This is a genomic window from Diplocloster hominis (assembly GCF_032380655.1).
Taxonomy (GTDB): domain Bacteria; phylum Bacillota; class Clostridia; order Lachnospirales; family Lachnospiraceae; genus Diplocloster; species Diplocloster hominis.
This window is the reverse complement of record NZ_JAWDIY010000045.1, coordinates 15,600-38,889: the sequence shown is the minus strand read 5'-3', so window position 1 is coordinate 38,889 and position 23,290 is coordinate 15,600. Positions and strand designations below refer to the sequence as shown.

Genomic DNA, 23,290 nt, shown 5'->3' with positions numbered 1-23,290 from the left:
CGGTGTAAGCCGCCAGTCCGTTTTTTTCCGCGTTCCACACCTGGGGGCCGCCCACTGCCACGGTGCCCGCCGCTGTGACGGTGGCCGTGGTTTTATCCACGTTCAGCGTCACGCCGCCCGTGGAATACAGCTCATGATCCGCCGCCAAACCGGCGTTTAACGCCACGTGGATGACGCTGCGGCCCGCCGCGGACTGCACCGCGAGCGTTGCCGCCGGACTGGTAAAGATGACGGTGCCGCCGGTGAGCACGGTGCCCTTCGCGTCGATCGTTAGGCTGCCCGACAGGCTCATGTTCCGGCCGCCGGGGTTCTGGATTCCCGTTTCCCCTGTGAGGGTCAACACAGCGTTTTCATTAATTTCCAGATTATTCGATCCGGTGAGGAACAGGCCCGCCGCGCTGCCCGTTGCCCCCTCACCGCTTTTGGCCGCTGCGGAGCCGTTCACAACCAGCCGGCCCGCGACGATACCGCTGCCCGCCTCATTGCCGCTGTTGCCGCCTTGGGCGTTGAGAGAACCGTTAATCTCCAATCTTTTTGCAGCGCGGATACCGTGGCCGCCGGCCTCCTCTCCGGTGCCGCCGGCGAGGGTGACGCTGTTCGAGGCGTTCAGGGTTACCCCCGCGTCCCCGGCGTCGATGCCCGAGCCTCCCGTGCCTCCCGTAAGCAGCACGTTGTCGAGGCTTAAGTTCAGGTTGTGGGAGTGAAGGTCGGACAAAAAGGCGTCCTCCGCCCCGGCGCTCATGGATAGGTCCGCGATGGACAGCGACGTTGCGTTTGTGTTATCGATGCGGATCTTCCCTTTGCTGGTAATCGGATTCTCAAGTCCAGGACCGGTAAGCACAAGGTTATTTACGTCTGCGGGAACCGTCAGCGTACCCGCCGCGCCCTGGGCCACCGGCAGCGTCATGCCGTCCGTCAGCACGATGGGCATGACGGTGATGCCGTCGTCATAAGCAGCCACGGGCTCTCCGTCCTCTTCCGGGGTAAACACCGCGTTCCACACCTGCTGGTCATCGGACGCGGCCCGCGCATCCCCTTCCGGCAGGTCCGCCGCGTTCAGGCCGTTTTCCTTGTCGCCGGCAGGGTCTTTGGAGGAGGAAGAATCCATGCCCAGCTCTACGTCAGGGACAGAGATGCCGCCGCTCTGGGAGGTACTGTTCTGGGAGCCGCTGTTCTGGGTGTCTCCATTCTGGGAGGTGCTGTCGGAGCCGGAGGCCGGGGTACTGTCCGGGCCTGGTGTCGGGGTACTGTCCGAGCCTGGTGTCGGGGTACTGTCCGGGCCCGGCGCAGGAATACCCTCCGTGGGCAAATCACTTTCGGAACCAGAGGGCGCTGCGCTTTCAGAGGCCGGTGTGCCGGCCGAACCAGACGCCGGCTGGCTGGACGCATCGGAATACGCCGTGGCCTTGTCCCCCTCAGGGGACGGCTCCGGCGCGGACGGAGTCTCCCCCTCCACGACAGAAGCGCTGTTCACGCTCGACTTCAGGTTCTCCGCGCTTTCCGCAACCGCCCTGGATGGCAGCAGGCCTAAGAGCATACTCACGCAAAGCGCCAACGATAACAGCCGTTTCCAGCCCTGTTTCTTTCTCATGATCGTTCCTCCTTTTCTTCCCGGAAGCCTCCGCCTTGAAGAGCGGCCCCCGGTACACGCCTTTGGGTGGGACACCGCAGCGGCGACGGTACTTTTTGTTTGATTATCCCATTATTTCAGCACTGTGCGCAAGAAAAACAGCCTAAGCCGTTCTCACAGAGCTTAAGCCGGAATTTTTTTGTACACTTCGGCGAAGAGGCGTGCTTTTAGAACCTCAGGACATGGCTATTCGGGGCTAGCGAAATCGCTCTTTTGGGGGACCAACGGAAGAAAATGAAAAAACTATTCTGACGAGACGGAAATTGAGGAAGTGAACTTCCTGAGAAAGTACTGGCTGGTAGTCTTGGATGCACCAGGGTTGTTCCTAAGCATCTGCCGGAACATGATTGGGATTATGATAAAAATATGTTATAATGTATTCTGAAATATCACGTGACAATTGCCGCATCATTCAGACACCATTAGCAGCCATATGATTCCAACGAAACATATCGTGATATTCCATCCATGAATGCAATGGGCAGAAAGGAGGTCATCAGGTTGAAAATCGTATTCGCAATTATCCATTCGGATGACAGTGTAAATGTCACCGAGGAACTGACCCTGAATCACTTCAGCGTCACTAAGCTGGCCACCACCGGCGGCTTTATGCGCAAAGGCAACACAACTCTTATGATCGGAACCGAAGAAGAGCGGGTAGAGGAAGCTATCACCATCATAAAAGCCGAATGCGGAAAGCGCAAACAGGTCATGTACAACATGCCGTACACAGAAAATGCCCCTCCCGGGAACTGTACGGTCATCCCCGTCACGATAGACGTGGGCGGCGCAGTCATCTTCGTGGTGGACGTGGACCGGTATGAAAAGGTTTGATAGTTAACTTAGGCCCCGGGGAGAAGAAAAGGGTGCCGCTTAGGCCGGCTGGTGCCTGGAAGGCTGTGAACGGACATATATGAAACCTCACCGGTCCACGAAGCGGTAGCCGACCCCCACCTCAGTCATAATGTAGCGGGGATGGTTGGTGTCTGCTTCGATTTTACGCCGGATGTTAGCCATAAAGACACGCAGGGACTGGTGTTCTCCGAATTCACTGTAGCCCCAGATTTCGTTCTGGATGTAGGTGTGGGTCAGGACCTTGCCGGCATTTTTAACTAAGAGGACCAGGATCTTGTATTCGATGGGGGTGAGGTGGATCTCCTCCTCGTCTATGAATACCTGGCGCTTTTCGAAGTCGATCTTCAGGGCGTCCAGGGTAAAGATTTCGTCCGCGGTTTCTATGGGGTAGGTGCTGCGCATGGCCACACGGATGCGGGCAAACAGCTCGTTGACGCTGAAGGGCTTGGTCAGGTAGTCGTTAGCGCCCAGATCCAGGGCCTCCACCTTTTCTTTTTCCTGTCCTCTGGAAGAGATGACGATGATTGGGGTCTTGGAGGTCATGCGTACCTGCTTGATAACCTCGGTTCCGTCGATGTCGGGAAGGCCTAAGTCCAGGAGGATGAGATCCGGCTTGTTGGTCATGAACAGGGAGATGCCGGTCAATCCGTTTTCCGCTATGTCGTAGGAATATCCGTTTGTCTTCATGGAGATTCCCAGGAAATTTAATATGCTTTTGTCATCTTCTATGATCAGTACCAGTCCTTTTGTATTTGTCATCGGCCGTCAGTCCTCTCTTTTTGCCGGGAGCAGGAAGTATACCGTCGCTCCCTGGTCATCGTTGTTATATGCATGGATACTTCCATTGTGTGCCTGAATGATCGCTTTGCAGATGCTTAGTCCCAGGCCGGTTCCCCTTTTTCCGTCGGCAGTGGAAGCACCGGATGTGACAAAGCTGTCGAACATGGTATCCAGAATTTTTTCGTCGATACCGCTGCCGTTATCGGTCACCTCGAAGCGGGCGTTTTCTCTGCCCCTCTCATCTTCGGTCAGGTATACATGAATCCGGATCGTGCCGTCCTGGGCTGTGTGCTTCATGGAGTTTTCCATCAGGTTCACCAGTACCTGTATGATCAGCTGGCCATCCATGGGAATGACCAGCAGTTCTTCCGGCAGGTCGATATCAAGCGTCCTGCTGCCCAGGCGCCGTTCCATCCTGGATACCGCTTCGCTGACGATATCTTCCACGACTTCGTCCTCATGCTGGATGCTCAAACGGCCGTCCTGGATTCTGGTCATATTTAACAGATTGTTTACCAGATTGCTCATCCAGGTGGAATCATTTAGAATATCCCGCAGCAGGGATTCCCTGCTCTCCTGATCTAATTTCTCGTAGCTCTCCAGCAGGAAGCTGGCGCTTCCTGTGATACCGGCGAGCGGGGTCCGAAGATCATGGGAAATGGAACGCAGCAGGTTGTTGCGCAGCTTTTCTTTCTCTGATTGTACCATAATTTCTTCTCTTTGTTGATTCAATATTACTTTTTCGATGGCAAAAGCCACTTCCGTCAGCATGGCCTTCATGACGTTTCTCTCGAAAGCCTCCAGCACCTCTCCCTCCTTTAGTTCAATCCCTGCTACCGCAAATACCTGGCTGCCGTTTCGGATCGGGATATACATCGCTTTGCTGGAGGGCAGCGTGTCGGTAGTCCTGCCGGCGGAATGGCGGTTTTTTAATACCCACAGTGCGGCTGCCTGCTCATATTCATTGTCCAGCAGCCTTTTTGCCTCCGCCTGTTCTTCCGGGCTGCCGAAGAATACCGGACGGGAAAGGTTCCCGTCCAGGGCAGGATATAACACAACGGTCTTGTGGAGCAATTCGGTCAGCTGGCGCGCCGTACCGCTGAATATTCCTTCGATATCCTGCTTTTTCTGCAGCATTTTACTGGTATTGAACATGATCTCCGTCCGAACGGAAGTCTTGGTCGCCTGCATGGCCTGATTCTGCAGCTTTATGGCAAAGGAGCTGATGATGAGCGAGACGACTAACATGACGATAAACGTAAAGATATAGTTCTTATCGTAAAAACGGAACGTGTAGACCGGAACGGTAAAAAAGAAGTTGAATATTACCACGCTTAGGAAGGAAGCGACGACACCGTAAATCCTGCCCCTGGTTATGGCCGCCACGATGAGTACGCCCAGCAGATAGATGGATGTAATATTGGCTTCCGTCATTCCGAACTTTTTCACCAGCAGGCCGGCCATGGTACAGGCCGCCAGAATGGCAGCCGTCCTGACGCCGTCCAGCAGCTCCGGCTTTTTTATTCCGGAAAATTTCCTTTTGACCGCCTCAGCGGATACGTCCGGAATAATATAGATATCGATCTCGGGTGCCAGCAGTGAGAGCTTTTCGATCAGATTCAGGTCTTTGTTGAACCAGGTTTTCTTTCTGACACTCCTGCCGATTACGATCTTGGACACGCCGGCCTGTCTGGCGTATCCGGCGATCTGGTGGGCGATGTCCTGGCCGTAGGTAGTGGCTATGTTGGCCCCCAGCTGCTTGGCCAGCTTGATATTATTGTCCAGCGGGGCCTTCAGCTTCTTGTTCTCCTGCTCGTATTCCGTCGTCTCCACAAAAAGCCCGGTAAAGTTGCCATGAAAGGCCTGTGCCATCCTGGCCGCGGTCCGGATCACTTTCGCGTTGCTGGGAGACCCGGATATGCATACCAGGATATGTTCTCCCGCGTAATATTCCTGCTTCTGGCTGATCTCTTTTTCCCGGATGATATGTTTGGTAACCCGGTCTGCACACCGGCGCAGTGCGATTTCACGCAGGGCTGTCAGGTTTTCGCTGGTAAAAAAGTTCGTGCAGGCCCGCTCCACCTTGGAGGCATCATAGATTTTCCCCTCCCTGAGCCGCTCCTGCAGTTCCTCCGGCTCGATGTCCACAAGTTCTACCTGGGTCGCCTCATCGAAAATAAAATCCGGCACCCGCTCCTTGACGATCACATGGGTGATAGAGGATACAATGTCGTTTAAGCTTTCCAGATGCTGTACATTTAAAGTGGTATATACATGGATACCCGCGTCCAGAAGTTCCTGAATATCCTGGTAGCGCTTCGGGTGTCTGGAGCCCGGCGCGTTGGTATGGGCCAGCTCATCGACCAGGATCACCTGCGGTTTCCGAAGGAGCGCGGCGTCCAGATCAAACTCCCTGAGCGTGATCCCTTTGTATTCCACAGACCTGGGTGTCAGGGCTTCCAGACCTTTCGTCAGTTTCATGGTATCCGGACGGGTATGGGGCTCTATATACCCGGATACCACGTCCACACCGGATCTGGCCAGGTCATGGGCGGCTTCCAGCATGGTATAGGTTTTCCCGGACCCCGCTGCATAGCCAAAGAAAATCTTCAGCTTTCCATGATTTTCATCCCGTTCCCGATCCTGTTCCTGTATCATTTTAAGAATCTGTTCCGGATTCCTCTTTTCCATCCCTGCACCTTCTTTCCTGTATCAATCATCATTTTCAGAACTGTTATGAGCACTATGTACACTTCCAGCCTTCCGATAAACATCCCCGCGGTGGCTGTCCACAATACGCCGGCCGGAGCATCATAGCCGGTAATCCCTGCCGACAGTCCCACCGTACTGATCGCTGAGGAGAATTCAAACATGGAATCCTGCACCGAATACCCATAGCAGCAGAAGATAAATGTCCCGATCATAAATAAAAATATATACAGGACAAAGTAGTTGCTGACCGCACTTTTTTCTTCCTCTTTCAGTATCAGCTTATCCCCGCACCGGTTGACGGTTCTGGGCCGGATCACACGCCCCGGCGACAGACGGTCCTGTAACGTCCATAGCATTTCTTTGACTACCAGATATACCCGGTATTGCTTGATCCCTCCGGCTGTGGAGCCTGCCCCGCCGCCGATCAGCATCAGAAGCGTCATGAGCAGCATCAGGGCCGGGCTGAATGCCCGGAAACTGTCTACCGTCTGAAACCCCGTGGTCGTCATGGCGGAAACCGCCTGAAACACCGCGCTTCGAATGCTCTCCGGTACCGATATAGCAAACTGGCGAAGCATCAATACGGCCGCCGCTGCGATGGCCGCCGGGTAGACCACTAACTGAAACCGGAATTCGCAATGGGAAACTACCTTCTTAAATTCCCCTTTCACCAGCGCCAGGTGGACCAGGAATCCGGTGCTGCCCAGGAGCATCAGCACGATCGTTACGATCTCGATCCCCAGATTCTGATAATAGCCGATACTGGCCGCTTTCGTGGAAAAGCCTCCGGTGGACACAGCGGCGATGGAATGGTTCAGGGCATCGAACCAGTTCATTCCGAAAATCATGTATAGTATGGTCCCACTGATAATATAACCGGAATAGATGGAAATAATTACCCTGGCCGATTTACCCAGATTGGGAGCCATCTGGTCATGTCCTTCCGCCTCAAACAGCCGCATACCATAATAATCGGTGATGACGGACATGACCACCAGAACCAATCCCACACCTCCCACAAATAACATGATACTCCGGAACATCAAAAAAAGGCGGGGGGCCTCCTCCACATTGACTACGGACAGTCCGGTAGTACTGTAACCGCTGGTACACTCAAATACCGACTGCGTAAAATTATAATTACCGGTCATCATAAACGGAACCGCACTGACCAGAATGGCCAGTGCCCAGGACAGCGTAACGATCATCGCCGCCTGATTCTTTTTCAGCCTGCCCCAGGCTTCCTCCTTTAAAGGCCGGTAAACCAGATATCCGGCGATAACCGCAGGGATACCCGGCAACAGGAAACATTTGGCATATTCCGCTTCCTGCGGATACACCGGCAGCAAAAGCAGAGGCAGCAGTAACGCTACCCCTACCAGAATACTTGTTATTCCCAGATACCGGATGATCAGCCGGTATCCGTTTCCGTGTGACTGTTTCCGAGGCATTTACTCATTACCTCCTGAAAACTGATGGATCATCTCCTGCTGTCCAAGCTTCGACGATATCACCAGCAATTTATCTTTTTCCTGTATCCTTGTGGAGCCATTCGGAACGATCATACGATTTTCCCGGATGATACAGCTGATGATTACATTTTCCGGAATATCCAGTTCTTTAATCTGCCGTCTGCAGACGGGATATGAATCAAGCACCTGCAGTTCGGTTAACACGATCTGATCTTCCTTCAATTCCAGCGTTTTCCTGAAATTGTCCAGCGTGGTGGCCTCCGCGATCATGTGGGCCACCTCGTAGGTCGCGCTGATCACGGTGTTAATCCCCAGTGCTCTGAATATTTCCACGTTCTTCGGATTGGAAACGACACAGACGGTCTTTTTTATGTGATAGAGTTTTTTTGCCATCTGACAGATTTCAAAATTATCGGCATCATCCGGTTTGAGGGCAATCAGCACATCGAAACCCTCGATCTGCGCATCATCCATGACGGATTTCTTACACGGGTCCCCGCAGATTACCGGAAGGTTGTGGGTGTATGCCAGATACTTGCAGAACTCGTCATCGTCGTTGATCACCACGACCCTGTGATGCTTTTCCAGCAGATTGGCTATCAGAAAATCCGCTTTTGTCCTTCCTCCGGCCACTATCATGTTCATTGCTTCACACTTCCAGACTTCAATTTATTCATTCTCTTATGCCTCTGCATGGCTGAGACGTTCAAATTCATTTACCGAAAGGCGGAACGGATAGATCACCCGGATTCCATAGCCTTCGATAATATCTTCCATATTGGGATCGTTCAGCCTCATATATACATTGGGGACCTGATAGATCCTCCCCGCCATCTGGCACACCAGACTGTTTATATTATCCCGCTCGGTGGCCGCGATCACCATATCTGCGTTCCCGATTCCGGCCTTTTCCAGCAGATTCTTATCCGTTCCATCACCGGTGATCTGATATCCGCCGAAATTATCAGGAAGCTGCCCAAATGCCGTCTCGTCCTTATCGATTACGATCGTATCATACCCCTTATCGCATAAGCTGCCGGCCAGGTTCGCGCCTAATCTTCCGCAACCGATCACCAGCGCCGTCTGCCGTTTCTTTTTCATTATATGGCTATTCTTAAACATAAGGCGTTCCTTCCTTTCCTTTGATAATATTATTATATAAGTAAAGGAATTAAGATACCATGCATTTTGTCACGGCAGATGTTAAGATTGTGTAAAGATAGCGGCTTTGCAATTTACGCCACTATTCTACTTTAAAATGCCGTCTAACGCAAGGTTGACTTCTAATACATTAACCCGCTTTTCCCCGAAAATCCCCAGGAATTTTCCGTCCGTATACTGAGCAATCACCTGTCTTAGCTCATCTTCGGATATTCCTCTGGCTTCTGCGATTCTCGGCACCTGATACTCAGCCGCAGCAGGAGAAATATGAGGGTCCAGTCCGGAGCCCGAGGAGGTGACCAGATCAACCGGTATCGCTTCTCCTTCTCTATCCGGATTCGCGGACTTAATCTTCTCCACTCTTTCGGCGATCATACCTTCCAGCTCTTCCCCTGCCGGGCTTTTGTTGGAAGCCCAGGAATAAACCAGTATTTCACCTTCATCGTTGGTGTAAGTCCCCGTATCCAGGTTCATTATTCTGCCCCACAGGTAATCATCGGATGTGAATTCCTGGGCCAGAAGGGCACTTCCATATTTTTTACCGTCGATTTCTATGATAGAACCGTTTGCCTTATCATTGAAAAATAGTTTTGAAATACCGGTTACAACAAGCGGATAGATCAATCCCGTGATAACCATCAGTAAAACGAAAAAACCAAGCATTTTCGGAACGACTGCTTTTAATGTTTTCATAACTTTTCCTCCATTTACATTTGAAAGCTGCATATTCAGAGCCATTCGGTTACGATTGTCTGTATGATCCCAAGCAGAATCATAGCAGACAATACGGTCACCAGCGGTATGATCACCGCGTACCGGAACATTTTTAAAATCTGTTTGAATGAATATCTGAAATACATTTCCCGGATCACTTCCTACAGAATTCCCAATCCCACAATCAATACATCGATCAGCTTAATCGCCAGAAACGGAATCAGAATCCCGCCCAGCCCATAGACCAGCAGATTTTTGGAAAGCATTTTCGAAGCGGGCACCTCCCGGTATTTGACCCCCTTAAGCGCCAGCGGGATCAGTGCCACGATGATCAGCGCATTATAGATGATGGCTGAGATTATCGCACTCTGAGCGCTGTGCAGATTCATGATGTTCAGTGCCTGCAGCCCCGGATACAGGCTGACAAACAGAGCCGGTATGATAGCAAAGTATTTGGCCACATCATTGGCGATACTGAAAGTGGTAAGGGCGCCGCGGGTCATCAGCAGCTGTTTGCCGATCTTCACGATCTCGATCAGCTTCGTCGGTGAGGAGTCCAGATCCACCATGTTTCCGGCTTCTTTGGCCGCCTGGGTACCGGTATTCATGGCCACGGCCACATCGGCCTGGGCCAGAGCCGGAGCGTCGTTGGTCCCGTCTCCGGTCATGGCCACCAGATGGCCATGGGCCTGGTAATCGCGGATCATGGTTAATTTTGCTTCCGGGGTAGCTTCCGCCAGGAAGTCGTCGACACCGGCCTCCGCAGCGATGGCTGATGCCGTCAGAGGATTGTCTCCGGTTATCATGATGGTCTTGATCCCCATCTTCCGAAGATCCGAAAATTTATCCTTTACTCCATGTTTTACAATATCCTTCAGGTGGATCACGCCCAGAACATTCCCATTTTTAGCCACCACCAGCGGTGTTCCGCCCTGTTTGGAGATGTCCGTCACAATCTGTTCGCATTCACTGCTGAACGAGCCGCCCCTGGATATCACATATTCTCTGATGGCGTCGGCTGCTCCCTTTCTGATTTCGTTGCCTTCATAATCCACTCCGCTCATTCTGGTCTTAGCGGTAAAAGGTATAAACTGGGCATGCAGCTGACCGATCTTTCTCTCCCGGATTCCATACTCTTCCTTGGCCAGTACCACCACGCTTCTTCCTTCCGGGGTCTCATCCGCCAGGGAAGCCAGCTGGGCCGCATCCGCAAGTTCCCTCTTATCTTTGCCGTCTACCGGAATGAACTCGTCGGCCTGCCGGTTACCCAGAGTGATCGTACCGGTCTTATCCAGCAGCAGGATATCCACATCACCGGCTGCCTCGATGGCGCGTCCGCTCATAGCCAGAACATTGGCCTGATTCAGCCGGCTCATTCCGGCGATCCCGATGGCCGACAGCAGCGCACCGATGGTCGTGGGCGCCAGGCAGATCAACAGTGCCACTAACGCGGTCACAGACGTGGGGTTCGTCTGTCCCATCTGCCCTGCACAAAAATGGGAGTAGGCATACAGGGCCACTGTCACCAGCAGGAAGATCATGGACAGAGCGACCAGCAGGATCTGCAGGGCGATCTCGTTGGGCGTCTTTTTTCTGGCGGCCCCTTCTACCATGGCGATCATCTTATCCAGGAAGCTTTCGCCGGGCTCACTGGTAATGCGAATCACCAGCCAGTCGGATACCACGGTGGTCCCGCCTGTCACAGCACTTCTGTCCCCGCCGCTCTCACGGATCACCGGCGCGGATTCACCGGTAATCGCGCTTTCATCTACCGATGCCGCGCCTTCGATCACCTCGCCGTCACCGGGGATCTGTTCCCCGGTCCTTACATATACAATGTCGCCTTTTACCAGATTTCCGGACGGAACGTGCTGGATTTTATCTTTTTTATCCGGGGACGGGATTTTATTGGCGGTCACGTCCTTTCTGTTGGCACGCAGCGTATCTGCCTGAGCCTTTCCGCGCCCTTCGGCGATGGCTTCCGCAAAATTCGCGAACAGCACGGTAAGCCATAAGATGACAGAAACGGTCAGGATAAATGCGGGCTGCGTGTCTCTTACGCCGCCCAACGCGAAGGCAAACAGTACCAGGGTTAATATGGCTGATACATAGACCATGAACATGACCGGGTTTTTGATCTGCACTCTGGGATCCAGCTTGACAAAGGAATCCTTCAGCGCCCGTGTCATTATTTTTTTATCGGAAAATATACTTTTCTTTTTCTCACTCATTTTTACAGCCTCCACTAAGCAATCATTTGAAAGAATTCAGCGATCGGTCCAAGCGCCAGTGCCGGGAAGAAGCTCAGCGCACCTACCAGAAGAACGATGAAAACCAGCAGGAATATAAACATCGCGTTGTGGGTGGGCAGTGTTCCCGCGCTGACTGCCACTTTTTTCTTCTGTACCAGGCTTCCCGCGATTGCCAGTGTAGCCAGCATGGGCAGAAAACGTACAAACAGCATGACCAGTCCGATGCTGACATTTATGAACGGTGTATTCGCATTGAAGCCGGCGAAGGCGGACCCATTGTTCCCTCCTGCGGAGGAGTACGCATACAGGATCTCCGACAGGCCGTGGGCGCCCGGATTATTCAGGCTGTCCGCCGTAGCCGGGAGCAGGCAGGCCAGCCCGCTGCCGATCAGGATTCCAATCGGTGTGGCCAGGCACACCAGCACAGCCATCTTCATCTCAAAAGGTTCGATCTTTTTGCCCAGGTATTCCGGTGTCCTGCCCACCATCAGCCCGGCGATAAATACGGTCAGTATCGCGAAACCAATCATCCCGTACAGCCCGCAGCCGGTCCCTCCGAACACGACTTTTCCAAGCATCATTAAGAGCATGGGTATCATACCGCCGATGGGGGTATAGCTGTCATGCATGGAGTTTACCGAACCGTTGGAGGCCGCCGTGGTAAATGCGGCCCAGGTGGATGACGTGGCAATACCGAATCTGGTCTCCTTGCCTTCCATATTCCCGCCTGCCTGGTCCGCTCCGGCAGCTATGTCTACCGCCCCGTTTTGCGCCAGCTGAGGCGTTCCCGCCTGTTCATTGAAGGCAATGATGCCAAGTGCCGCCACCAGCATCAGGAACATAGCGATAAAGACCGCCCGGCCCTGACGCATATCTTTTATATTACGGCCAAACGTAAAACATAGTCCGACAGGTATCAGCAAAAGCAGGATCATCTCAAACATATTGCTGAGCGGAGTGGGATTTTCAAACGGGTGAGTGGAATTCAGTCCCCAGAATCCACCGCCGTTGGTACCGGCCTGTTTGATCGCGATCTGGCTCGCTGCCGGTCCCAAAGGAATAACTTCCTTCGTAACCACCGTACCGTCTTCCAATGTGACAGGCTCCAGCAGATCTACCTCCTGATATTCGCGGAATGTCTGGGGAACCCCCTGGGACACCAATACAACCGCGGAAATCAGGCAGATCGGCATCAGGATATAAAGGATAATCTTCGTCATATCCGTATAAAAATTTCCCAGGCCTTTTTTCTTCACTCTCAGGAATCCACGGATCAGTGCAAACAGCACCGCGATTCCGGCTGCGGCCGACACAAAGTTCTGGACATTTAATCCAAGCATTTGCGTGAAATAGCTCAAGCCGCCGGAAGGGTTCTCCGCGGAGTACGCCTGCCAGTTTGTGTTGGTAACAAAGCTGGACGTCGTGTTAAAGGCAAGGTGCCAGGACTGGCCGCCGAATTTTTCCGGGTTCAGCGGAAGGATTCCCTGTCCCAGACACAGGACGAGCAAAAAAATAAAGCCTATAACACTGAATACCACCACACACACTGCGTATTTTTTCCAGGTCATATCTTCGTCTCTGTCGATATGTAAAAGCTTATAGATTCCGTTTTCCACCGGGGACAGGACTTTCGACAAAAAAACCTTTTCCCCGTTCATCACCTTTCCCATGTATTTGCCCAATGGGATTCCAAGCGCTACCAAAATCACCAGATATAACACACATTGAATCACCACATTGCTCATAGCTTATCACCTCTCAGCAAGATAATCGTCAAATACACAAATAGAAATACTGCTGTCAATCCAATAAAACCTAGCATTACACTCATAGACTTCTACCTCCATTTTTACATAACTCCCAGTAGTTTACAGATCAGCCATACCGGGACCGCACAGATAGTGGTCAGGACACTCACTGATATGACCAGTCCTGCCGCGATCGCAAACTGTCCCAGAAGCAAAACCGTAAACGGATGCGCATCGATGAATTCCTGATATTTCGCATTCTCTCTGAATTTCAGAAGATTGCGGATTCTCTTCCTCAATGGTACCGGTTGGTATCCATAGGTTTCTGGTATGGTCTGAAAATTACTCTGTGCTAACATAGGAAACATCCCCTTTAATGACTTTATCTTTTCTACACTTAAAGGTTAGCACAAAAAAAATAAAGAAAGCATATCGCTTTCCTTATACGGCATTAAGATTCTGTTAACAGGGCCAGCGGATGAATTTCCCTTTATTTATATAGAAGAAGATATTATCTAGATAGAAAAAGATATAAAAATATCAAATTGTTCGCCGTTTCCAGTTATGGTATAATAGCGGAGAACATTATATCTGTTTTTTCTACATAAAGTGAGGAACTTAAGATGAAATGGGTAAAAAGGCTTTATGGAATTTGCGTTTATCTTGTTTTAGCTAATTATATTTTATTTATCACACGGCATCCCTTCCCTCTGCCGTTGGTGATAGCAGGAATACTGCTGTTTTGTACCGCCTATGTGCTGTATCAGATCCTGCCTGTCTACCGAAAAAAATTGACGGTCAGGCTGCAGGCTTTATCCGGCGGTTATGAACTGATCCTGGTAACCGGGATCAGTGCAGTGGCCGAGGTGGTGTTTCTGATCTGGTTTGGAACCCAAAGGCTGTCCAATTGGGGGGAAGTTGTCATCTTCCTGTTTAATATTCTGGTGGCTGTGATTCTGGGTTTTCTGATGACGCTGAACGGTTTTTTGCGGATTATTGCTGCCTCCACTCAGATCAGTCTGCTTAAAAGACTGGCCTGGCTCCTGCTTTGGTGGGTTCCTGTGCTGAATCTGTGGCTGACATTTTCTATCTGTCATAAAGTCCGTATGGAATATGAATTCGAGTTGAGTAAGATTGAATTAAATGAAGTGCGCCGGGAAAATGAACTGTGCAGAACCCGATATCCGGTAGTACTGGTACATGGAGTCTTTTTCAGGGACTGGCAGTTTTTTAACTATTGGGGAAGAATACCAAAAGAGCTGATCCGTAATGGCTGTACCGTCTATTATGGCAAGCAGCAGTCCGCTGCTTCGGTCGAAACCAGTGCCCTGGAGCTTAAGGAACGGGTTCTGGAGATTATAAGGAAAACCGGCTGTGAAAAAGTGAACCTGATCGCCCACTCAAAAGGCGGACTGGACTCCCGCTATGCCATCAGCTGTCTCGGTCTCGCACCCTATGTCGCCTCTTTAACCACCATCAATACACCCCATCAGGGCTGCTGCTGGGTGGATCAGGTGCTGACCCGATGCCCGAAGAAACTGTTGTCCTTCGTATCTGCCAAATATAACCGGCTCTTTTCCAAATTAGGAGACGCTTCACCGGACTTTCAGTCCGCAGTCTATGACCTGACGCATGATCACTGCTCTTTGATCAATGCAAAGGCTGTAGATTGTCCCGGGATTCTCTATCAAAGCGTAATGTCCCGTATGAGCAGTCCACTCAGTGATGGGATTCCCTGTAATATCGGTTACCTCCTCGTCAAACATTGCGAAGGGGTCAATGATGGTCTGGTGTGTGCTGGTTCCGCGATCTGGGGAAAGTTTTTGGGCTATTTGGAAACGCCCGGGCGCCGCGGGATCTCTCACGGAGACATGATCGATCTGCGCAGAGAAAATATTAGGGATTTTGATGTAAGGGAATTTTACGTGAAGCTTGTGAAAGAACTAAAAGAACAGGGTTTTTGAAATCCTGTTCTTTTCGTATGACGCGGCAAATCGTTCTATGCCGTATGCCGCGAAGTATCTTTTATATGCCTGTCTAAGATCTCATGAACTCTTTCCACTTCATCAAGTATCAGTCTCTCAGACTTTCTCATTTGATATTTTAGATATTCAATATCTGACTTCATACCTGTGATTTCTGTCTTCATCGATGTTATATCCGATTTGATTCCTGTGATTTCCGTCTTCATTTCTGCAATCTCTGACTTCATACCCGTGATTTCCGACTTCATCGATGCAATATCCGACTTGATTCCTGTGATTTCTGTCTTCATCGATGTTATATCCGATTTGATTCCTGTGATTTCCGTCTTCATTCCTGTGATTTCCGACTTGATTCCTGTGATTTCCGACTTGATTCCTGTGATTTCCGTCTTGATTCCTGTGATTTCCGTCTTCATTCCTGTGATTTCCGTCTTCATTTCTGCGATTTCCATCTTAACAGGATCTAATTTTGCATCCATTATTGTTGCTATAGCCTGTAAATCATCCTGTGACAATGCCATACTCTCTCCCTCCTTTCTCCATTTTCTACTAAATTTTAATATCCCCAAAATAAATATGTTCTTTCAATCCAACCGATCAGGATCTCAAAGTATTAGAATCCAGGGGGACTTGATTATTCTCATTGGCAGTATTCCAGTAAACATACAAAATATATAGGCAGCATATACGCATATATATATGTAAATTTCTGTTATTCACGTTGCTATTTCAATCTTTTGTTATGTTATATTATAGTCTCCAAACAGTACCTATTACAAGTAAAATATCCGAATATTCTATAAATTTTATTCTCTGATAAAACATGTGGGATTACGGGCAGAACTGCCAAATGAGAGCTTATGATTCTAATAAATTTATTATATACGCTTATTAGACTATTGGCAATCATTCTCAGGTAATTTACAAAATTTTAATATTCTCGTAAATCAATATTCTGCTTTTGCCTTGCATTTTTTTCGGAATACAGATACACTCTCCTTAAGCTCAAATGCAAAGAAAGAGATGGTATACATATGGATCTGCGTATTTTTCAGGAAAACGATCAACTCCAGGCCAATATTTTTTTCGAACAATGCCTGCCGGAATCCGGGCGCGTATTTGATCCATCCGGACGGCATGCATCACTGACCAGGCTGTCGGAAACCTTTTCGGAAGGCAGATGCTGGTGTCTGTTTGACGGTGTTGAACTGGTTGGAACCGCAGCGGTCCGTCCTCTGATCCTGTTGGATAAAAAATCAGATTCTGCTCCCTGCGCAACTGATTGTGAGTTGAAAATACTGTATCTGCGGCAGTCGTACCATGGAAAAGGCTATGGATCACTTCTTCTGTCCACAGCCCTGTCCTATGCGCTGGATTGCGGATACCGCAGCATGTATCTGGATACCATACGTTCCGGTTCCGGCGCCATAGCGTTGTACCGAAAGTATGGTTTTTTGGAAATACCGCGGTATAACAATAATCCTCATGCAGATCTTTTTATGGCAAAAGACCTGTCTATTCTTTCTTAGTTTTATCACTCATCTTCGTACTGGATTTCCAGTCCCGGCTGATGACTTTTTCCCATTTTATGCCGGGCTTTCCGGTTGGCCACCGTGTCAAATATAATCGAGAAATCATAGTCTTCAGGATATAATTCCGAAGCCGGGACCAGCAGTTTCAGCCTCTTATAGAGAACCTTCTGCTTCCGTCCCTTGACCTGGACGATTACTTCGCCCATTTCATCCGCCGGTCTATATACGATACCGGTATCTTTCCGCGGATAGATACATACGCTGTCTCCCATTTGAAAAATATTTTGAGGTAAGTTTTCCGGAGCCGGCTTCTCCTGTATCGGCTGAATCCGCGGACCTTTTGATCCGGCTTTCTCAACCGGCTGTTTTTTATCCGCCTGGTCCCATATTTCCATCGGAATATGCGTATCTTTATCCTGTTTTAATTCCTGACCGTAAGCCGCCTGTTCCGCTTTTTTTAATAATTTCGGGGACATCCCCAGTCTGCCGGCTATATAAAGCGCACAGCTTTCCCCGGCCACTCCCTGTTCCATCCGGTAGAGAGGACTTAGCGTGTCCCTGTCAAACGCCATCCTGGCATTTTGTATCCCGCCTGTTTTCTCTGCATAAGTTTTCACCTCCGGATAGTGTGTCGTCACCAGGAACAGACAACCGCGTTTCTTTAGTTCGTCCAGGACAGCGACAGCGATCCCCATGCCTTCCGCCGGATCTGTACCGGACCCCAGCTCATCCAGCAGCACCAGGCTCTCTTCATTCACCTGATCCAGAATCTGAATCACATTGTACATATGGGCGGAAAAAGTAGATAAATTCTCCGATATGCTCTGTCCGTCTCCTATGTCGCACAGGTACTGGCTGTTCATACACAGACGGGTTCCCTCTCCGGCCGGGACATGCAGACCGCACTGGGCCATCATACATAGAAGACCGACTGTCTTGAGAGCCACTGTCTTGCCACCGGTATTCGGCCCGGTAATCACTACCCCGTGAAACGCATCCCCCAGGATAAAATCTAACGGTACGCATTTATCCTCCGGTATCAGAGGATGGCGTCCGCCGCAGATCCGGATGCCGCGCTCTGTGGTAATGACAGGAGGTATTCCCCTCATCTGTGCGCTTAGCTTTGCTTTTGCGAAGATCATATCCAGCTTCTGCATCATTTCCATATTGAACCGGAGTTCGTTGCCTTTTGCCTCCACGGCTCCGGTAAGTTCATATAGAATTCTGCGGATTTCATCTTCTTTTTCCATTATCAGACCGGACAGTTCTTCCCGCAGTCTTGCCGTTGACGCGGGTTCTATAAAGTAAGTGCCCTTACTGCCTGAGATATCGACAACCGAGCCGCTTACCTGGTTTTTGTATTCTTTTTTAACCGGCAGCACATAGATATGATTGCGCCGGACCGGAGTATCTCCTGAAAACCACTGTCGGTTTCTTCCAAGCATCTGATTTAGTTTTTCCTGTATCCGGCTTTGCGTCTGATCGATGTTCCGGCAGACCGTCCGAAGATATGACGATGCATTTTCGTACACCTCATCATAACGGATTGCCCGCGTTATTTTCTCATACAATTCTGTAAGGTCATAGACTCCTTCTCCATAAGAGGCCAATCCAGGCTCCAGTTCTTTCGCTCTTTTCAGATATTGTTTCATTCGCCTGCAGCCGGTGATGAATCCTGCCACTTCATTCAACTGCTCCGGCAGCAGCATTCCTCCTGCCCTGCATAATTCCATGATGTATTCCAGGTCTTTCATCATACACACGGGGGGCAGTCCATACGTATCATAAATATGCCTCGCTCTGGTGGTCTCTTCCAACTGTTCTTTGCATTTTCTTTCATCGATAAACGGGGCCAGCTGCATTAACTTTTCCTTCGCCTCTTTACTCACCGCCATTTCACACAGCATATCCCGTATTTTATTAAATTCTAATATTTGTTCATTCTGATTCATATTTACCTCCATACCTGCGCTTTCCTGCGCATATAGTTGTTCATAGCAAAGATAAGAGTATCCCGCGGAGCGTTTTATTTCAAAGCTACTTCCTTATAAAATAAAAAATCCCGCAGCTGCACATACGACCTTCGGTCAGAATGCTCCTGCGGGATTACGGAAAAAGGCACATACCTCTAAACGGATATGGCATATTGCATATCTTATTCCAACAAAAAACGGGGCGAAATTATCCCCGTTACATATCCTTTATCGCAATTGGTTCTATATACTGACAGCAGTCTGTAAGGGCAGCATACAGGGGTACCAAAACAAACGGCCCAATCCGCCGCCTTTTGTACACCTGTTACAACGATTTAGTTGTCTTTTACCTCTACAGACACTACCGACATCAAAACCAACCTCTCATTTATCAATTTTTCACAGTATATCAGATTCACTTGTGCTTGTCAACGTACTCTCATCCTGATTTCCATGATTCATATAATCAAATGCGTTCTCCGTCATACGCGACAGCAGTTTATCGACGGCAGCGGCCTCTTCTTTTGACATATTCCGCACCAGAATACTGTTCCATTTATGCCGCTTGCGATAGACTTCTTCGATGATCGGCTCAGCCTCCTCCGTGGTAAATACATGGTGAATCCGCCGGTCCTTGGCATCTGGTTCCCAACGGATCAACCTTTGTTCTTCCAGTTTCTGTATGGCCTTGGTCACGGTCCCTTTGTCGAATTGTCCCATTTTAGCCAAATCCAGAACGCTAATACCCTGATTTTCATAAATCAGGATTAGAAACAACTGCTGACCATAACCGACCATGGTCCCGGAAAGCTCACGGTCAAAAAATCGGCATCCCTGCCGGTACAATATGGAAATCAGCCTGCTTGTCTGGTATTTATGTTTCATTGGTATCCCTTCCCTTATGCGCATACTTTCTTGCCAGTTCCTCATATTCCAGCTGCAGAATATTGTAAATATTCAGGATTAGATTACCGGTTTCCTTTACCCCCTGCATGATCTCATCGAAATGGCTGATCATCATTTCCACACAGTAAGGGCATAGCAGGTTCTCCTCCTTCATCTCCCGCAGAATCCGTACCGTTTTCTTTTTATCAAAGGCCACTTTATAGCTTCGCTCCCCGGTCAGCGCGCTGACGATATCCGCAATGGCTACGATCTTTTCTCCCATCGTCATCTCTTCATCGCGAAGCCCTCTGGGATAGCCGGACCCATCTAATTTCTCATGATGGCGCAGAGCTATCCTGGTAATCTCTTCTTCGATCTCACCACCCATGATTTCCTCCGTGATATCCACATGGGTCCTCATAATTCTCATCGCCTGCGGACTTAATTTTCCAGGAAATTCCAGAATTTCCACCGGTATGCCGATCTTCCCAAGATCATGCAGTAATGCGCCCTGCCGGACCTTATCCACCTTTGCCTCGTCGAAACCGAACAGGACGGCCAGCTGTTTGCTGATACTGGTAGTTGTAATCGTATGTATCACCGTATACCGGCTTCTGAAATCGATGGCAAAAATAATCATTTTCAGAAAAACGTCGATCTCTTCTTCACTTAAAGGAACCTTCTCCTGCGCCTCAAAGACCTCATCCATAAAAAACCTTCCGGAAAGCTTCTCCAGAACCTGGTTTTTCTTCTCCGCCCGTTTTAAAAGCTCCAGCCATTTTGGAGAGAATCTCGTCCCCCGGTTTGTCTCCATAATTTGAAGCACATGTTCCCCGTTCCCCTGTCCCATATAGACATCCACCCGGTCCGCCAGGCTGATACACTCCGCCAGTTCCTTTAAGGGGACAGGCATGCCTTCCAGTTCCTCATAAGGCGTGTGGTGAAACAAAACGACCGGCGCATAGGAACGAAAGGGAGAAAGATATTTCAGAAATAAATACCCATAAATAGAATGGTTCCAGCACTGTTCCACCTCAAACCGGACCATATCGTTAATCTCCTCTGTCTTATACGCTCCGATGTCATGCAGCAGAGACACAAAAGACATACTCCGGATGGTTCTGGCATCATAACTCCCCTCTTCCAGCATCATGTGCATCACAAGGTAAGCCACCCGCTCCCCGTGGTCCACAAGCCTGTCATCCACCTTATTCAATGCCCTGCGTACAATATTATGTATTTGCCTGCTGTTTAGCTCCGCCATCCGTACACCCTTCCATACGTATTCGTATTCTCTGTCTGCTCAATTAGGCTTCCTATTCAACTATCATTCTTTTGTTTATTTTATCACCTTTGTCACCAGAATACAATCTTTGACTTCTAGGACTTTGGCTTTGGCTTCCACAACTTCGGCTTCCACAGCTTTGACTTTCATAACAGGCTGGATTCCGCTGATCAGGGGTCCGGTATGAGGAAACTACAGCGTCCGGATGTATAAGAAAAGAGTAAAATCTTGTTCTGAATGGGTGATCTCAAGGGTTCCGTGATATTTGTCCACCAGATCCTGAATCGTTTCCAACCCATAGCCATGGTTTCTTTTGTCGGGTTTATCCGTCAGAATTTTTCCTTTGGAGGTGAATATTTCATTCATCTTGTGGTTATACAGGCGGAAACTGAAAATACCGTTTTCGCAGCGGGTTTGCAGGACCACTTTGCGCCGGTCGGTATCTGTTATTTTCAAAGAGGCTTCCAGAGCGTTATCCAGAGCATTCGCAAAAAGGATTCCCAGATCCATCACGTTGATTCCCAGACGGGTGTCGATGGATATATTAAAGTGCGTGTCCACCTTATTTTCAAGCAATCTGCTGTATCGATCGTTAAAAATAGCATTTAAAACCTGATTCTGGCAGAATTTTCTGCCGCCTGTGGATTTGGTCTGTTCCAGAAGGGTTTCCAGATATTTTTTCGCTTCCACCGGATTTTCCTGGTCGAGACAGGTGTACAGCATTTGGAAATGATGATTCATTTCATGCCGGATTTTCCGGATTTGATCCTGCTGCTTTTCCAGGGAATGATAGTATTCATCCCGGATCCGGGAAGCCTGACGATCCAGCTTCATTCTCACATTTTCAATCAGCGGATCAAATAAAAACATAACCCCCAGATTGGTAAAGATACCCGCCAAGACGATCAGATAGGTGCGAAACAAGTCGTATCCGGTTGTGATCTCCTGGTACTCCCGCATCATATTTGTGCTGGGCGGATTGAGGATAGCGACCATCATGGAGAGAAGGGACAACAGACAGATCGAATCCACCAGAAACCAGGTTTTGGTATTGACGTATTTTTTTACAGATTTCAGATGACCGGCCAGATAATGGCTGAGCAGATACCAGATCCCGATTTTGACCAGGGAAAACAGATTTCTCATAAGAGTAATATATTCCAATCCCAAACCCGCCAGGGTTAGGATGTTAAAAACAAGCCGACCGGTAATAAAGTTAATTCCCAGGATTATGGGGTATAGCAGCAGGATAACGGAGATTTTGCTGATCAGACGGCTGTTACTGCATAGGAGCATCAGTCCTGCAAACAGGCCTAAGACACCCAGGATATTCACCGGGTCCAGAAGTAGAATGGGCATATTCGACATGAACACGCAGCCCAGGAAAATGGCCGCCTGGGACAGACGGCCTTTTCTGTAATCGATAAACCGGCCCATGATCCGGTACAGATAGACAGCATTCCAGGCAGATAATATAAATTGCATCAGATAAACGAATGAATAAATAATTTTCAAGATTATATTCCTCCTGCAGCCGGTCTGTTGTTATCCTGGCTCGTTCACATTTCCAGCATCAATCTGGCAAATCTGCCCGCCACCTCCTGGTATCTGCTTTTGCTCACAGGAATCGCCTTGCCGTGTATCACTGCGAATTTGTTATCAATGCGCTCTACTTCCTCTAAATTTACCAGATATCTCTGGTGGGTTCTGGCAAAGGTGGAGGGCAGCTTTTGTTCCAGATCACTTAATTTACCATAAAATTCAAAGGCGGTATCCCGCGTGCAGATAGTTATCTTTCTGAGATCGCTGGCCAGATATAGGATATCACTGGTATGAAACCGGCAGATCTGAGTACCATTGCGGACGGTGATAAAATGTTCCCTGCATTTGTTCAGGCGCAGCATGGCTTCTTTTAATACCTCTTTGATCTTCTCCTGCCGGTAGGGTTTCATGATATAATTCAAAGCACCCACTTCGTATCCGTTGAACACGTAATCCTCATATCCGGTAATAAAAACCAGAATCAGATCTCTTGTATATCTTCTCAGCATGCGGGCTGCTTCCACGCCATTCATCCCGCCTAACTCGATATCCAGGAACAGGACATCCAGACAGTTGTGGTCTTTTTTTATATCCGCCAGCAGCTGTTCCGCATCCGGATACATACGGATCTCGTAATTTTCTCCTGCCAGCTGCAGATAAGTCTGTACGATCTTATGCAATTGGCTGCGCTGCTGTTTTTCATCATCACAGATTCCGACAATCACCATGAATTTTCCCTTCCTTATCCGTTCCTTTATAGATCT

At 49.4% G+C, this 23,290-nt stretch carries 19 protein-coding genes and 1 pseudogene; 3 read left to right on the top strand and 17 right to left on the bottom strand.

Annotated features, from left to right (window positions below):
* Positions 1-1,591 (bottom strand): annotated as a pseudogene (locus ABC831_RS23855) (hypothetical protein); the annotation flags it as partial.
* A 540-nt stretch (positions 1,592-2,131) separates the two neighbouring features.
* Here ABC831_RS23855 and ABC831_RS23850 point away from each other — a divergent pair.
* Positions 2,132-2,464 (top strand): cyclic-di-AMP receptor, encoded by a 333-nt coding sequence (locus tag ABC831_RS23850; RefSeq protein WP_343250571.1) that lies wholly within the window; start codon positions 2,132-2,134, stop codon positions 2,462-2,464.
* An 87-nt stretch (positions 2,465-2,551) separates the two neighbouring features.
* Here ABC831_RS23850 and ABC831_RS23845 read toward each other — a convergent pair whose 3' ends face one another.
* The 10 genes from ABC831_RS23845 to ABC831_RS23800 form a co-directional block, all read right to left on the bottom strand.
* Positions 2,552-3,244 (bottom strand): response regulator, encoded by a 693-nt coding sequence (locus ABC831_RS23845; protein ID WP_343250570.1) that lies wholly within the window; start codon positions 3,242-3,244, stop codon positions 2,552-2,554.
* Between the two features lie 6 nt (positions 3,245-3,250).
* Complete coding sequence (locus ABC831_RS23840) at positions 3,251-5,956, bottom strand: ATP-binding protein (RefSeq protein WP_343250569.1); 2,706 nt, start codon at positions 5,954-5,956, stop codon at positions 3,251-3,253.
* Positions 5,920-7,428, bottom strand: a complete 1,509-nt coding sequence (locus ABC831_RS23835; RefSeq protein ID WP_343250568.1) for a TrkH family potassium uptake protein — start codon at positions 7,426-7,428, stop codon at positions 5,920-5,922. Before ABC831_RS23835 ends, ABC831_RS23840 begins: the two co-directional genes overlap by 37 nt.
* Positions 7,429-8,094: a potassium channel family protein gene (locus tag ABC831_RS23830; RefSeq protein WP_343250567.1), complete on the bottom strand. Its 666-nt coding sequence runs from the start codon at positions 8,092-8,094 to the stop codon at positions 7,429-7,431.
* A gap of 36 nt (positions 8,095-8,130) precedes the next feature.
* Entirely contained in the window at positions 8,131-8,550 is a 420-nt protein-coding gene (locus tag ABC831_RS23825) for a potassium channel family protein (RefSeq protein WP_343250566.1), read from the bottom strand.
* A 147-nt stretch (positions 8,551-8,697) separates the two neighbouring features.
* A complete protein-coding gene (gene kdpC / locus ABC831_RS23820) occupies positions 8,698-9,303 on the bottom strand; it encodes a potassium-transporting ATPase subunit KdpC (protein WP_343250565.1) in 606 nt (201 codons plus the stop codon).
* Between the two features lie 35 nt (positions 9,304-9,338).
* Positions 9,339-9,470, bottom strand: a complete 132-nt coding sequence (locus ABC831_RS23815) for a hypothetical protein (protein WP_343250564.1) — start codon at positions 9,468-9,470, stop codon at positions 9,339-9,341.
* A 15-nt stretch (positions 9,471-9,485) separates the two neighbouring features.
* Positions 9,486-11,555, bottom strand: a complete 2,070-nt coding sequence (kdpB, locus tag ABC831_RS23810; protein WP_343250563.1) for a potassium-transporting ATPase subunit KdpB — start codon at positions 11,553-11,555, stop codon at positions 9,486-9,488.
* A gap of 14 nt (positions 11,556-11,569) precedes the next feature.
* Positions 11,570-13,321 (bottom strand): potassium-transporting ATPase subunit KdpA, encoded by a 1,752-nt coding sequence (gene kdpA / locus ABC831_RS23805; RefSeq protein ID WP_343250562.1) that lies wholly within the window; start codon positions 13,319-13,321, stop codon positions 11,570-11,572.
* Between the two features lie 104 nt (positions 13,322-13,425).
* The gene (locus ABC831_RS23800; protein ID WP_343250561.1) at positions 13,426-13,683 is read right to left on the bottom strand and encodes a hypothetical protein; all 258 of its coding nucleotides are present in this window, start codon (positions 13,681-13,683) and stop codon (positions 13,426-13,428) included.
* A 264-nt stretch (positions 13,684-13,947) separates the two neighbouring features.
* Here ABC831_RS23800 and ABC831_RS23795 point away from each other — a divergent pair, with 264 nt between their 5' ends.
* On the top strand, positions 13,948-15,288 hold the full coding sequence (locus ABC831_RS23795; RefSeq protein WP_343250560.1) for an esterase/lipase family protein: 1,341 nt from the start codon (positions 13,948-13,950) through the stop codon (positions 15,286-15,288).
* A gap of 35 nt (positions 15,289-15,323) precedes the next feature.
* Here the strand turns inward: ABC831_RS23795 and ABC831_RS23790 are convergent, their stop codons facing one another.
* A complete protein-coding gene (locus ABC831_RS23790) occupies positions 15,324-15,830 on the bottom strand; it encodes a hypothetical protein (RefSeq protein WP_343250559.1) in 507 nt (168 codons plus the stop codon).
* A gap of 513 nt (positions 15,831-16,343) precedes the next feature.
* On the opposite strand from ABC831_RS23790, the gene ABC831_RS23785 reads away from it, so the two are divergent.
* Positions 16,344-16,838 carry a GNAT family N-acetyltransferase gene (locus tag ABC831_RS23785; protein WP_343250558.1) on the top strand — a complete coding sequence of 165 codons (495 nt, stop codon included), beginning with the start codon at positions 16,344-16,346 and terminating at the stop codon, positions 16,836-16,838.
* A gap of 5 nt (positions 16,839-16,843) precedes the next feature.
* On the opposite strand, the gene ABC831_RS23780 is transcribed toward ABC831_RS23785, so the two are convergent.
* From ABC831_RS23780 to ABC831_RS23760, 5 genes are all read right to left on the bottom strand, one after another.
* Positions 16,844-18,793: an endonuclease MutS2 gene (locus ABC831_RS23780; protein WP_343250557.1), complete on the bottom strand. Its 1,950-nt coding sequence runs from the start codon at positions 18,791-18,793 to the stop codon at positions 16,844-16,846.
* 420 nt (positions 18,794-19,213) lie between these two features.
* Entirely contained in the window at positions 19,214-19,699 is a 486-nt protein-coding gene (locus ABC831_RS23775) for a MarR family winged helix-turn-helix transcriptional regulator (RefSeq protein WP_343250556.1), read from the bottom strand.
* A complete protein-coding gene (locus tag ABC831_RS23770) occupies positions 19,689-20,963 on the bottom strand; it encodes an HD-GYP domain-containing protein (protein WP_343250555.1) in 1,275 nt (424 codons plus the stop codon). Before ABC831_RS23770 ends, ABC831_RS23775 begins: the two co-directional genes overlap by 11 nt.
* A gap of 213 nt (positions 20,964-21,176) precedes the next feature.
* Positions 21,177-22,499 (bottom strand): sensor histidine kinase, encoded by a 1,323-nt coding sequence (locus ABC831_RS23765; protein WP_343250554.1) that lies wholly within the window; start codon positions 22,497-22,499, stop codon positions 21,177-21,179.
* Between the two features lie 44 nt (positions 22,500-22,543).
* Positions 22,544-23,254 carry a LytR/AlgR family response regulator transcription factor gene (locus ABC831_RS23760; protein ID WP_343250553.1) on the bottom strand — a complete coding sequence of 237 codons (711 nt, stop codon included), beginning with the start codon at positions 23,252-23,254 and terminating at the stop codon, positions 22,544-22,546.
* Positions 23,255-23,290 lie beyond the last annotated feature (36 nt).